General features: G+C 60.8%; 11 protein-coding genes. All 11 read left to right on the forward strand.

Annotation, left to right across the window (positions count from 1 at the left end; translation table 11 throughout):
- Positions 1 to 93: 93 nt before the first annotated feature.
- The 11 genes from mreB (at position 94) to obgE (ending at position 11,972) form a co-directional block, all read left to right on the forward strand.
- Complete coding sequence (gene mreB / locus I2D57_RS01990) at positions 94 to 1,125, forward strand: rod shape-determining protein (RefSeq protein ID WP_006236061.1); 1,032 nt, start codon at positions 94 to 96, stop codon at positions 1,123 to 1,125.
- Between the two features lie 78 nt (positions 1,126 to 1,203).
- Entirely contained in the window at positions 1,204 to 2,145 is a 942-nt protein-coding gene (gene mreC / locus I2D57_RS01995) for a rod shape-determining protein MreC (RefSeq protein ID WP_195361327.1), read from the forward strand.
- Between the two features lie 11 nt (positions 2,146 to 2,156).
- Positions 2,157 to 2,723, forward strand: coding sequence for a rod shape-determining protein MreD (locus tag I2D57_RS02000; protein ID WP_022094761.1), 567 nt, complete (start codon positions 2,157 to 2,159; stop codon positions 2,721 to 2,723).
- A 13-nt stretch (positions 2,724 to 2,736) separates the two neighbouring features.
- On the forward strand, positions 2,737 to 4,806 hold the full coding sequence (gene mrdA / locus I2D57_RS02005; RefSeq protein WP_138374980.1) for a penicillin-binding protein 2: 2,070 nt from the start codon (positions 2,737 to 2,739) through the stop codon (positions 4,804 to 4,806).
- Positions 4,807 to 4,815: 9 nt separating this feature from the next.
- The gene (locus I2D57_RS02010; protein WP_195361297.1) at positions 4,816 to 6,042 is read left to right on the forward strand and encodes an FtsW/RodA/SpoVE family cell cycle protein; all 1,227 of its coding nucleotides are present in this window, start codon (positions 4,816 to 4,818) and stop codon (positions 6,040 to 6,042) included.
- 18 nt (positions 6,043 to 6,060) lie between these two features.
- On the forward strand, positions 6,061 to 6,990 hold the full coding sequence (locus I2D57_RS02015; protein WP_006236071.1) for a YcjF family protein: 930 nt from the start codon (positions 6,061 to 6,063) through the stop codon (positions 6,988 to 6,990).
- A 10-nt stretch (positions 6,991 to 7,000) separates the two neighbouring features.
- A complete protein-coding gene (locus I2D57_RS02020) occupies positions 7,001 to 8,878 on the forward strand; it encodes a TIGR03960 family B12-binding radical SAM protein (RefSeq protein ID WP_055309861.1) in 1,878 nt (625 codons plus the stop codon).
- A complete protein-coding gene (locus tag I2D57_RS02025; protein ID WP_195361298.1) occupies positions 8,875 to 9,687 on the forward strand; it encodes a TIGR03936 family radical SAM-associated protein in 813 nt (270 codons plus the stop codon). The genes I2D57_RS02020 and I2D57_RS02025 overlap by 4 nt, the downstream gene beginning before the upstream one ends.
- A gap of 67 nt (positions 9,688 to 9,754) precedes the next feature.
- Positions 9,755 to 10,129: a 50S ribosomal protein L21 gene (gene rplU / locus I2D57_RS02030; protein ID WP_035138585.1), complete on the forward strand. Its 375-nt coding sequence runs from the start codon at positions 9,755 to 9,757 to the stop codon at positions 10,127 to 10,129.
- A gap of 33 nt (positions 10,130 to 10,162) precedes the next feature.
- Complete coding sequence (gene rpmA / locus I2D57_RS02035) at positions 10,163 to 10,420, forward strand: 50S ribosomal protein L27 (protein WP_006236075.1); 258 nt, start codon at positions 10,163 to 10,165, stop codon at positions 10,418 to 10,420.
- A gap of 85 nt (positions 10,421 to 10,505) precedes the next feature.
- Positions 10,506 to 11,972 carry a GTPase ObgE gene (obgE, locus tag I2D57_RS02040; protein WP_172676293.1) on the forward strand — a complete coding sequence of 489 codons (1,467 nt, stop codon included), beginning with the start codon at positions 10,506 to 10,508 and terminating at the stop codon, positions 11,970 to 11,972.
- Positions 11,973 to 11,975: the final 3 nt, after the last annotated feature.

An 11,975-nucleotide genomic window follows, 5' to 3' on the forward strand; every position in this document is an offset into this window, starting at 1 on the left:
ACCGCAAGTGAGGTGCCGGGCTTGCGCTAGTATGATGAGCTAGTAGTTTTCCAGCAATCATCCAACACATCAGGAGTTGCGTTGTTTTCTTTGATGGATATGTTCTTCGGTAGCTATGCGGGCGATCTTGCCATCGACCTCGGCACCGCAAATACGCTTGTCTCCGTGCGCGGCAAGGGCATCGTCATTCGTGAGCCCTCCGTCGTCGCCATCGACAAGAACGACGAGCGCATCCTGGCGGTCGGTATCGAGGCAAAGCGCATGCTTGGCCGTACGCCCGGCAACATCGTGGCCGTTCGTCCCCTGAAGGACGGCGTCATCGCCGACTTCGATGTTACCGAAGCCATGCTTCGCTACTTTATCGACAAGGCTTCCGAGAAGCGCTATCCGTGGACCCCGCGTCCGCGCGTTGTCGTCTGCGTTCCCTCCGGCGTCACGTCGGTCGAGAAGCGTGCCGTCTTTGAGGCCACGATCCAGGCCGGCGCTCGCCAGGCCTATCTGATCGAAGAGCCTATGGCCGCCGCTATCGGCGCCGATCTGCCCGTCGAGGAACCCACCGGCTCCATGGTCATCGACATCGGTGGCGGTACCACCGAGGTTGCCGTTATCGCCATGGGAGGCATCGTCGTCTCGCAGTCCATCCGTATTGCCGGTGACGAGTTCGATCAGGCCATCCTCACGCACGTTCGCGATGCCTATAACCTGGCCATCGGCGAGCGTACGGCAGAGGACATCAAGATCAAGGTCGGCTCCGCCGTGCCGCTCAAGGACGAGCTCGACGTCGAGGTCAACGGCCGCGACGTGATCACCGGTCTGCCCAAGACTGTGCGCATCGAGAGCGAGGAGATCCGTCGCGCGCTCAACAAGCCGCTCGACGAGATGGCCAAGGCCGTCAAGGACGCCCTCGACGCTACGCCTCCCGATCTTGCCTCTGACCTTATGTACTACGGCATTTTGCTGACCGGTGGTGGCGCTCTGCTACGCGGTCTCGACGTACGCCTGCGCGATGAGACCGGTGTTTCGGTCAACGTCAGCCCCACGGCGCTCGATAACGTCGTTAACGGCTGTGCCCGCGTGCTCGAGGCCAATGCGTTTGATGGTGGCTTCGTCCAGACCAATGCTTAATTTCCAAAAGGTGGATTCCATTTGGCACGATCTTCGGGTTTCTCCACAAATCTGAATACCAAGCGACAATCAACGGGTATGCGCCCGTTGATTGTTTTCAGCCTGATTTCGGTGTTGCTGCTCACGTTTTACATCCGCGAGGGCGAGGCGGGACCGATTCATGCCGTGCGTTCGGGCGTAACGACGATTACCTCGCCGGTGCGCTTTGTGGGTTCGGCTGTGGCGGCTCCTTTCAATGTCATTGGCAACGTGTTCTCTAACCTTACGGCGTCGCAGGACACGCTCGACGAGCTCAAGAAGCAAAACGAGGAGCTGACCTCTAAGGTTGCTGAGCTCTCCGAGGCTCAAAAGACCGCCGAGCGTCTGGAGGGGCTGGTCGGGCTGCAGTCGACCTACAACCTCAAATCGACCGCTGCTCGTATCGTTGGTGCCTCGGGCGATGCCTGGACCTCGACCGTAACCATCGACAAGGGCTCTGCCGACGGCCTTACCATCAACATGCCTGTGACGAGTTCGGCCGGTGTTATCGGCCAGATCATCGAAGTCTCGGCCAAGACGTCCACCGTGCGCCTGATTGGCGACGAGAACTCGGGCGTGTCCGCTATGGTGCAGGACACGCGCGCCCAGGGCATGCTGCAGGGTCAGGCTGACGGCACGCTGCGTCTTGAATACGTGAGCGTCGACTCCGATGTTAAGGTTGGCGATATCATCGTGACCTCTGGCATCGGTGGCGTGTTCCCCAAGGGCCTTCCGCTTGGCACCGTCTCGTCGGTTGAGAAATCGGCAAACGACGTGTACTACACCATTGTGGTGCGCGCTCAGACCACGGCCGAGAACAACGAGGAAGTGCTGGTCATCACCTCGCTGACCGACGAACAGTCGGCCTCGGATGAGGACGTGAGCACGGCCAACAGCACGCCGCAGGGAACGTCGCGCGATGCTGCGACCAAGACGAAGGACGAGAGCTCGGATGACAGTTCCGACACGTCCGAGACGACCGATTCTGGCTCGAGCGAATAGGGGGCATGTCCATGGATCTACACGAGCAGGGGATGAGCTCCCGCACGTTTGTAATCGCCGCCATTGTGTGTGTGCTGCTGCAGGCAGGCCTGGCACCGCAGATCTCCATTGCGGGAGGTCGCGTCAACTTCATGATTATCCTGGTGTGCCTAAGCGTGTTCTCGGGCGACCCGACCCGTGCCGTCGTGTGCGGTTTTTGCAGCGGCTTGTTTTATGACCTGTCCGCTGCCGTGCCGGTGGGCGTTATGTCGCTCCTGCTGACCGTGGGTTCTTTTGCCCTGGTGCACAGCGCCGTCGGTCAGACGGGCGGTACCCCGAGTGCGCGCGGCGTCACCGTGGGCGCCTTTGCGCTCGTCATTAATGTGATCTACAGCATCATCTTGCTGTTTATGGGTTTGGAGACGAGCTTTGTCGTGGCGATCTTCGGCCATGCGCTGCCGTCCTCGATCCTGACGGGTCTGGTTGCCATTCCGTTTTTGATGTCCGGCGTCGTGCCGCAGTCCGGCTATGGATTCTCCGCACGTGGCGGACGCCAGACGGGTATGCGCTTTAAGCCCAAGACCCGCAAGCTCAAATAGGGGAGGCCCGTAGATGTCTTCCCAGATGACGGTTATTATCGCCGGTATCGTGCTGGTTGTGGCCATCGTGGTCGCGCTGGTCATCATGCGTCGAGGCGATTCCCGTTTTACCTACGATACACAGCATGGAACGGCCCCGCGCGCCACCGAGGGCGAGGGCAATACCGCGGCGACCGCCTTTAAGGGCCGCTTTTCCATCCTCACCACGGGTGTGGGCGCGATGTTTGCGGCACTTGCCGTCAAGCTGTGGGGCATGCAGATGGTCTCGTCGGACTATTACGAGAAGCAGGCCAATAGTAATCAGACTCGCACCGTTACCACACCCGCTGTGCGCGGCCGCATCCTCGACCGCAATGGCGTGGCGCTTGTCCAGAACCGTCCCTCACTTGCTGTCGTGGCCTACCGCGACCTTGCCGAGGATGAGGTTCTGGTTCGCCATCTTGCCAACGTGCTTGGAATGCCTTATGTGGCGGTCCTTCGCAATATTCAGGACAATACAGAGGGCGCTCAGAGCCTGCATACCATCGCGACGGACGTCCGTCGCTCCACGGTTGCCTATATCAAGGAACACGCCGGCGAGTTCCCGGGCGTCAAGATTGCCGAGCGTACCGAGCGCCAGTATCCATACGGCGAGACGGCATGCCATATCTTGGGCTATACCGGCACGATTACCTCCGAGCAGCTCGAGGCCCAGAATAAGAAAACCTCTGGCGATGATGATGCTTCTGCTGGCAAGATTACGTACCAGTCGGGCGATATCGTGGGCCAGGCGGGCGTTGAGAGCTACTACGAAAACCTGCTGCAGGGTATTCGTGGCGAGCAGACCGTCAAGGTCGATGCCTCGGGCAATGTGACCGGTCAGGCCGGCGCCGTGCCCGCGAAGGCCGGCTCCGACATTAAGCTCACGCTCGACCTTAAGATCCAACAGGCCTGTGAGACGGCGCTGGCGAGCGCTATCGAGCTTGCCAAGACCACTGGCTACAGCAATGCCGGCAACGGCGCTGTGGTGTGTCTCGATCCCAACAATGGCGAGATCCTGGGCATGGCGAGCCAGCCCAAGTTCGATCCGTCCGTCTTTATCGGCGGCGTCTCAAATGACGTGTGGACCGAGCTCAATGATGACAAGGGTTCGCACCCGCTGCTCAACCGCGCCATTAGCGGACAGTACATGTCGGCCTCGACCATCAAGCCGCTCTCGGCACTGGCCGGTCTTGAGTTTGGAACCTACACTTCAACGCAGACAACCAACTGCACGGGTTATTGGACGGGTCTGGGCAAGGCTTGGGGCAAGCGCTGCTGGCTGACGTCTGGCCACGGCACCATGACGCTGCAGTCGGGTATCGCCAACTCGTGCGACCCCGTCTTCTACGACATGGGTAAGGCGTTCTTTTATGACGAGCAACATCCCGAGGGCTTGCAGGAGGTCTTTCGTCGCTGGGGCCTAGGCAAGACCTGCGGTATCGATCTGCCGAGTGAGGGCGCGGGCCGTATTCCCGATGCCGAGTGGAAAGAGTCGTACTTCACCGACGCCTCTGCCGAGGACCGCAAGTGGAATGCCGGCGATATGACCAACATCGCCATCGGCCAGGGCGATATCCTGGTGACGCCCCTGCAGATGGCGTGCGCCTATATGGGTCTTGCCAACGGCGGCAAACAGTACGTGCCTCACGTGTTTTTGTCTGCCGTGTCGCGCGATGGCGACGGCGATGCCTATAAGTACAACGGCAAGGGCAAGAAGAAGCGCCTGGAGGCCAAGATCAACAGCGATTCGGATTTGGCTCTTGTTCGCAACGGTATGCACGACGTGATTTACACGGCATCGACGTCCCTGGCGGCGCACTTTGGCACCCTGACGCCGCAGGTATACGGCAAGTCGGGCACGGGCGAGAAAAGTGGCGAGGACGAATACGCGTGGTTCTGCGCCTATGCGCCGGCCGATGACCCCAAGTATGTCATCGCTACTGTCCTGGAGCAGGGCGGCGGCGGCTCAGATACCGCGATGCATGTCGTGCGCGACGTGCTCGGCGTGATTTATGACGAGCCCGATACCTCTTCGGCCTCGGGCGATTCTTCGGTTCGATAGGAGGTTGCGATGGATTTTTCTCCGGCGGATCTGTTCCGTTCAACCAAGACCGGCTCTCGCAGCAGCCTGGACCGCGTCAACAAGCAACTTTCGGCCTCGCGCGGCACGTTTCGCCAAAAGGTGCATATCGGTGTGCTCGTGGCTACTGTGGCGCTCGTCGCCTACGGTGCCATCATCATCTGGTCGGCTTCGCAGTTTAAGGCCGATGCCTCGTTCTCACGCCATCTGCTGGGAATCGGCATCGGGGCGGTGCTGGCGGTGTTGGTCTGGCGTACCGACTTGCGCGGTATTTCCAATTTCTCGACGGCGTTGCTCGTCATCGACCTGATCGTGATCTTCTCGCCCAAGATTCCGGGCCTGTCCTATACGGGCGGTCTGGGCATGACGGGCTGGATCAAGATTCCCGGTATCGGCTTGACATTCCAGCCGGTTGAGCTTGCCAAGCTCATCACCATCTTCTTTATTGCTACGCTTGGCTCGCAATATAACGGTCGCATCGATACCGTTCGCGACTACGTCAAGCTCTGCGGCATGCTGTCCATTCCGTTTTTGGCCGTCGTTGCCATGGGCGACCTGGGCTCGGGCCTGGTCGTGCTTGTTTCGGGCGCCATCGTCATCTGCATGAGCGGTGCACGCCGCGAATGGGTGCTGTCGACTCTGGCCCTGCTCGTGGGCTTGGTGGCCCTCGTTCTGGCGCTCGATTCGGTCTTTGATTCGTTGCTCGGCCACGATGTGCTCATCAAGCAGTATCAGATGAACCGTCTGACGGTCTTTATCGACCCCGATAATGCCGATTCGGACGATGCCTACAACCTGCAGCAGTCGCTTATCGCCGTTGGCTCGGGCGGCTTCTTTGGTAAGGGTTTGGGCCATGCGACGCAGTCGGCCGGCGGCTTTCTGCCTGAGTTCCACACCGACTTCGTCTTCGCCTTCCTGTCCGAGACCTTTGGTTTTTGCGGTTCTTTTTTGCTCCTGTGCCTCTACGTGCTGCTGATCTTTTCGACGATTCGCGTCGCCTTTAAGTGTGAGTCGCTGTTTTTGCGTCTTTCGTGTGTGGGCATCGTTGGCATGTGGGCGTTCCAGACCTTCGAAAACATCGGCATGTGCATCGGCGTGATGCCGATTACCGGTATTCCGCTCCCATTTATTAGCTTCGGTTCGTCTTCGATGATGATTCAGCTGCTGACGGTGGGTATCGTACAATCCATATGGCGGCATCGTTCGGGCGCCGCGTAACCGCTGGAGGGGTTTGCCATGAAAATTCCCGTAGATAAGCTGACCCGCGCTTTTAAGATGGGCGCGTCCGTTAAGAAGGATTCCGATACACCTGTGCGCGTCTCGGTCTATCTGGATTCGTCCGCCTCGCGCTTTCTGGCCGAGACGGTGCGTGACGCCTTTGTGCCGCAGACGACCTCGGGCATTGTGCGCGTCGAGCGTCTGGGGGAGGAGCGAATTGCTCCAAAGACCGATACCGATGTGGTGCTGGTGCTCTCGTGTGGTTCCGACCGCTTGGAGAGTGCCGTGCAGGAGCTCGTGATCGCCGGCGCGCCCGTGTGCGTGCTTGCCGAGTCTGCTGTGGAGGTGCCGTTTATCGAGGAGTCTACGCCCATGCTCGGCGTGGTAGCGGCAACCGATAAGACGTATCTGCTCGAGACGCTTGCCCGCTGGATTCTCGATCGCACCGACAAGGAAACGGCTTTTGCGGCGAACTTTGCCTTCATGCGCATCGCTGCGGCCAATCGTATCATCACCTCGTGCGCGCTCACCAATATGGCGACCGGTGCGCTGGTGTTTTTGCCGGGCGCCGATTATCCCGTTATGGCGCTGGCGCAGGTGGGCATGCTCTTTGAGCTCGCTGCCGTCTTTGGACGCGGCATTAAGCCTGAGCGCGGCTACGAGGTCGCGGGCGTGCTTGCCGGCGGTCTTGTGATCCGAGCGGTCACCCGCGCACTTGTCAAGCAGACGCCGCATATTGGGTTTGCCGTCAAGGCGCTCACTGCTGCCGCGGGCACCTATGGCATGGGCCGTGCGCTCGTTTCGCTCTACGAGCGCGATGTCGACTACAGCCGTGCCAACGAGGTGGTCACTGCCACGTTCTCCCGCGTTCGCGATCTGGTGACCACGGTCGCGGGCGCTACCCGTCCTATGGCGTCCTATCAGGACGCATCAGATCTCGCTGCTTAGGGGTTTTCCGTTGCGCGTTGCATACCAAGACTGTTTTCATTTAATTGAGCCGTTGCTCGCCAAGGTCGAGAAGCCGAGTCGCTATATCGATCACGAGTGGGGCACGCTTTCCAAGGCCGATGCCGACTACCGTTGCTGCCTGATCTATCCGGATGTGTACGAGGTCGGTCTGCCCAACCAGGGTATCGCCATCCTCTACAACATCCTTAACCAGGCCGAGGGCATCTCCTGCGAGCGTGGCTATGTGCCGTGGCCCGATATGGGTGACGCCATGCGCGAGGCAGGCATTCCGCTGCTCTCGCTCGAGGGTGCTGCCCCCGTCGCTTCGTTTGATATCGTCGGTCTCCATGTGCCGCACGAGATGGCGGTGACGAACTTCCTCGAGGCACTCGACCTCGCTGGCATTCCACTGTTGGCGGCCGACCGAGGCGAAGACGACCCTATCATCATCGCCGGCGGCCCCTCGGTGTACAACCCCGAGCCGTACGCGGCCTTCTTCGATGCCATCCTCATCGGTGAGGGCGAGGAATCGCTGCTCGAGACCTGCCAGCTGCATCGCCGCCTGCGTGACGAAGGGGTCCCGCGCGCGCAGATTGTCGAGCAGCTTGCATCCATTGCCGGCAACTACGTGCCATCGCTCTATGAGGTTCGTCACGACGAGCCCTGCTCGCCGCATGGCTACACCGTGCCGCGTGAAGGCAAGGATGCGCCGACCGTGGTCTACAAGCGCGTCGTCGAGGATTTCGGCGCCACGAATCCGCTGTCGCAGTCGTGCGTGCCCTATGCGCAGCTGGTTCACGACCGCCTGTCTATCGAGATCCTGCGCGGCTGCGCCCGCGGCTGTCGTTTTTGCCAGGCTGGCATGACGTATCGTCCGGTGCGCGAGCGCTCGGCCGACCAGATCGTCTCGTCGGTGATTCAGGGTCTGGAAAAGACCGGCTATGACGAGGTGTCGCTGACCTCGCTCTCCACGACCGACCACTCCTGCATTCGCGACGTGCTCGGCAGGCTCAACCGTCGCCTGGAGGATACGGGTATTCGCGTGTCTATTCCGTCGCAGCGCCTGGATTCGTTTGGCGTGGATATGGCCGAGTCGGTTGCCGGCGAAAAGAAGGGCGGCCTGACGTTCGCGCCCGAGGCCGGTAGCCAGCGCATGCGCGACATCATTAACAAGAACGTGACCGAGGAGGACCTGGACCGTGCGGCCAAGGCGGCCTTCGAGGCCGGCTGGAACCGCATGAAGCTCTACTTTATGATGGGCCTTCCCGGCGAGCGCGACGAGGACATCGTGGCCATCGCCAATCTGGCCGATCACGTGCTGGAGCTCGGTCGTTCCGTGGTGCCCAAGGCTCGTCGCGGCTCGATCTCGGTGTCGATCTCGGTTTCGGTCTTTATCCCTAAGGCTGCCACGCCGTTCCAGTGGTGCCCGCAGCTCGACTACGACGACGTCAAGCGTCGCCAGAAGCTGCTCATCACGAGCGTTCGCAACCGTGCCGTCCGCGTTCATTACCACGATGCCGAGACCTCGCTCATCGAGGCTGCGCTGTCCCGCGCCGGTCGTGACATGACGCCCGTCATCATCGACGCTTGGCGCTCGGGCTCTCGCTTTGACGCCTGGGTAGAGCATTTCTCGCTCGATAACTGGAAGGAAGCTGCTGCCAAAAACGGCATCGACCTCAATGAGCTCGTGCACCTGCCCTACGAGTTGGATTGGCGCCTGCCGTGGGAGCATGTGAGCCCTGGCTGTACGCGCGGCTTCCTCGAGCGCGAGTACCGTCGCTCGCTCGAGGGCGTCACGACTCCCGACTGCACCCGCACGTCGTGCACCGGCTGCGGGATCTGCCCCACGCTCCACGCCAAGAATGTATTGATGGGTGATCGCGCATGAGTGAGCGCCTGACCGACAACCCCTCGCTCTTTAGACTTCGTGTTCGCTATTGCAAGCGCGATCGCCTTAAGTACCTGGGCCATCTCGAAGTGATCCATACCATTGAGCGCATCGTGCGCCGTGCGGGACTTCCCTATGCCGTCACGCAGGGCTTTTCTCCGCACATGCGCGTGGGCTTCTCTTCGGCGCTACCGGTGGGTACGTCGTCGACCTGCGAGTGGTATGACCTGTTTATGACCGAGTTCGTGGCGCTCGACGAGGCGTTTGGGCGCCTGGCTGCGGCGTCTCCGGCCGATCTGGCGCCCATCGAGGCGGCGTACATCGACGTGCGCACGCCGGCGTTGACGGCGCAGCTCACGCGCCTGTCGTATCGCATCGACCTGCACTTGGATCCCGAGGCGCCCGTAAGCGCCGACGAGGTGCGTCGTGCGCTCGACACGCTGCGCGCGGACCATGGCATCGACTACGCGCGCGGAAAAAAGAGCAAGCGCTTGGATTTGGATCACACGCTCGTGGGCTATGAGCTCACGGCGGGGGAGCATGAGGACCATCTGGTCCTCATGCTCGACACCCATGCCGACAACGAGGGCTCCATGCGTCCGGACATTTTGCTTTCCGCTGCTGATGTTTTGTTGCAGGGCTTGACCCCGGGCGTGGATGCACCTATTGTTTCCACCGGTATGCAAGACCTCGTGACCATCTGCTCCTACGATGTCGAGCGTCAGAATCAAGCATGCGAGGACGACGAGGGCCGACTCGTCAGCCCCATACCTGTGCGAACTTGTGGATTTGCTCCACATACTCGTTGACGGGGGTATTTTCGCCTGCTACTATATTCGGCTGTTGCACTAACTGATGCATGAAGGGCAAGTAAACATGTACGCAATCGTTAACACGGGCGGCAAGCAGTACAAGGTCGCCACCGACGATGTCATCACCGTCGAGAAGATCGAGGGCAATGAGGGCGACAAGGTCACCCTGCCGGTTATCTTCCTCAACGATGGTAAGAAGATCGTCACCGATCCCGACAAGCTGGCCAAGGCCAAGGTTACCGCTCAGATCGTTGAGCAGTTCAAGGGCGAGAAGCAGCTGGTCTTCAAGTTCCACAAGCGCAAGCGCTATCGTCGTCTGAAGGGTCACCGTCAGCAGCTCACCAAGCTGAAGATCGTGAAGGTTCAGGCTACCTCCCGCGCCAAGAAGGCTGTCAAGGCAGAGGCTGAGGCTGTTGCCGAGGCTCCCGTCGCCGAGTAGATTACACTCGTAACGAAAGAGTAGGTATACACAATGGCACACAAAAAAGGACTCGGTTCCTCCCGTAATGGCCGTGACTCCCGCGGTCAGCGCCTTGGCACGAAGCGCTATGCCGGCCAGACGGTAACCACGGGCACGATTCTCGTCCGTCAGCACGGCACGCACATCCACCCGGGTGAGAACGTTGGCCGTGGTAAGGACGACACGCTGTTCGCGCTGGTCGACGGTACCGTTGAGTTCCACAAGGGTATCAAGCACAGGGTCAGCGTACGCCCGCTCGCGAACGCGTAATTCACCCTTCATAGAGCACATATGTGGGAGGCACTTGAGTTTTAGGATTCAAGGGTCTCCCTCTTTTTTGTAGGAGGCGATTCTGTTGTCACAGTTCACCGATATCAGCCGCATTAACGTGTGCGGCGGCGACGGCGGAGCCGGATGCATGTCGTTTAGGCGCGAGGCATTTGTCCCCAAGGGCGGCCCCGATGGCGGCGACGGCGGTCGTGGCGGCAATGTCGTCATCCAGGCCGATGCTCAGCTGTCTTCGCTGATCGATTACCGCTTTAAGCATCACTTTCGCGCCGAGCGCGGCACGCACGGGCAGGGTGCCCGTCGTAACGGCAAGAGCGGCGAGGACCTGATTCTCAAGGTCCCTATGGGTACCGTGGTGCGCGAGCTCGATCCCGAGACGCAGACCCCGATGTTTGAGATTGCCGACCTGGTGCACGACGGCGAGCGCGTCGTCGTGGCACCCGGCGGTGCCGGCGGTCTGGGCAACACGCACTTTGTGACGTCGGTGCGTCGCGCTCCGGCCTTTGCCCAGTTGGGCGAACCGGCCGAGGAGCACTGGATCGAGCTCGAGATGAAGCTTATGGCCGATGCCGCGCTCGTGGGCTTTCCCTCCGTGGGTAAGTCATCGCTCATCGCGCGCATGAGTGCCGCCCGTCCCAAGATTGCTGACTACCCGTTTACCACGCTCGTGCCGAACCTCGGCATGGTGCGTGCCGGCGAATATTCTTACGTCGTTGCCGACGTCCCCGGTCTCATCGAGGGCGCGAGCGAGGGCAAGGGCCTGGGTCACCAGTTCCTGCGCCACATTGAGCGTACGGCCCTAATCATGCATGTCGTCGACATGACGGGTGGTTTTGAGGATCGCGATCCGGTCGAGGACTATCGCATCATCAACCGCGAGCTCGAGCAGTATGGCGCCGAGCTTTCGGAGCGTCCGCAGATCGTTGTTGCCAACAAGTGCGACGCGCCGGGCACGGCCGATAAGATTGCCGACCTCAAGCGCGCAGCGCTCGACGATGGACATATGTTCTTTGCCGTGTCTGCCGTGACGGGCGCCGGCCTCAACACGCTGATGCTTGCCGTGGGCGAGCAGGTGGCTAAGCTGCGCGCCGAGTTGGCTGTCTCCGATGAGCCGGTCGTTCTGCGCGACGATGAATGGGAGCGCCGCCGCCTGCAGCGCGAGAAGCGTTTCCGCATTGTCCAGGAAGAGCCCGGTGCCTTCCGCGTGGTCGGTCGTGCCATCGAGCGCATGGTCATCCAGACCGACTGGGAAAACGAGGAAGCCGTCATTTACCTGCAGCATAAGTTTGCGCGTATGGGTGTTGACGATGCCCTCGAGAAGGCCGGTTGCCGTGCGGGCGACGAGGTCCGCATTTGCCAGCGCGCCTTTGACTTTGAGGGTGCCGAGGACTTCTCGGAATACGAGGAGCTCGAGGATGCTGGCGAGGACGTTGCCGTTGAAGCCATTGACGTGGCCGATGCTGCGGATGAGGGCGTCGAGGTTGTCGATGCGGCGGATGCCGCGGGCGATGCCGAGACCTCGGAGGGCGAGTAAGCC

This window comes from Collinsella aerofaciens (genome assembly GCF_015553355.1).
In the GTDB taxonomy this organism is placed as follows: domain Bacteria; phylum Actinomycetota; class Coriobacteriia; order Coriobacteriales; family Coriobacteriaceae; genus Collinsella; species Collinsella aerofaciens_V.

What these genes read in the sequence shown, in the direction of transcription:
- mreB (WP_006236061.1), top strand. Translation starts at nt 94, where the DNA reads ATGGATATGTTCTTCGGTAGCTATGCGGGCGATCTTGCCATCGACCTC.
- mreC (WP_195361327.1), top strand. Translation starts at nt 1,204, where the DNA reads ATGCGCCCGTTGATTGTTTTCAGCCTGATTTCGGTGTTGCTGCTCACG.
- I2D57_RS02000 (WP_022094761.1), top strand. Translation starts at nt 2,157, where the DNA reads ATGGATCTACACGAGCAGGGGATGAGCTCCCGCACGTTTGTAATCGCC.
- mrdA (WP_138374980.1), top strand. Translation starts at nt 2,737, where the DNA reads ATGTCTTCCCAGATGACGGTTATTATCGCCGGTATCGTGCTGGTTGTG.
- I2D57_RS02010 (WP_195361297.1), top strand. Translation starts at nt 4,816, where the DNA reads ATGGATTTTTCTCCGGCGGATCTGTTCCGTTCAACCAAGACCGGCTCT.
- I2D57_RS02015 (WP_006236071.1), top strand. Translation starts at nt 6,061, where the DNA reads ATGAAAATTCCCGTAGATAAGCTGACCCGCGCTTTTAAGATGGGCGCG.
- I2D57_RS02025 (WP_195361298.1), top strand. Translation starts at nt 8,875, where the DNA reads ATGAGTGAGCGCCTGACCGACAACCCCTCGCTCTTTAGACTTCGTGTT.
- rplU (WP_035138585.1), top strand. Translation starts at nt 9,755, where the DNA reads ATGTACGCAATCGTTAACACGGGCGGCAAGCAGTACAAGGTCGCCACC.
- rpmA (WP_006236075.1), top strand. Translation starts at nt 10,163, where the DNA reads ATGGCACACAAAAAAGGACTCGGTTCCTCCCGTAATGGCCGTGACTCC.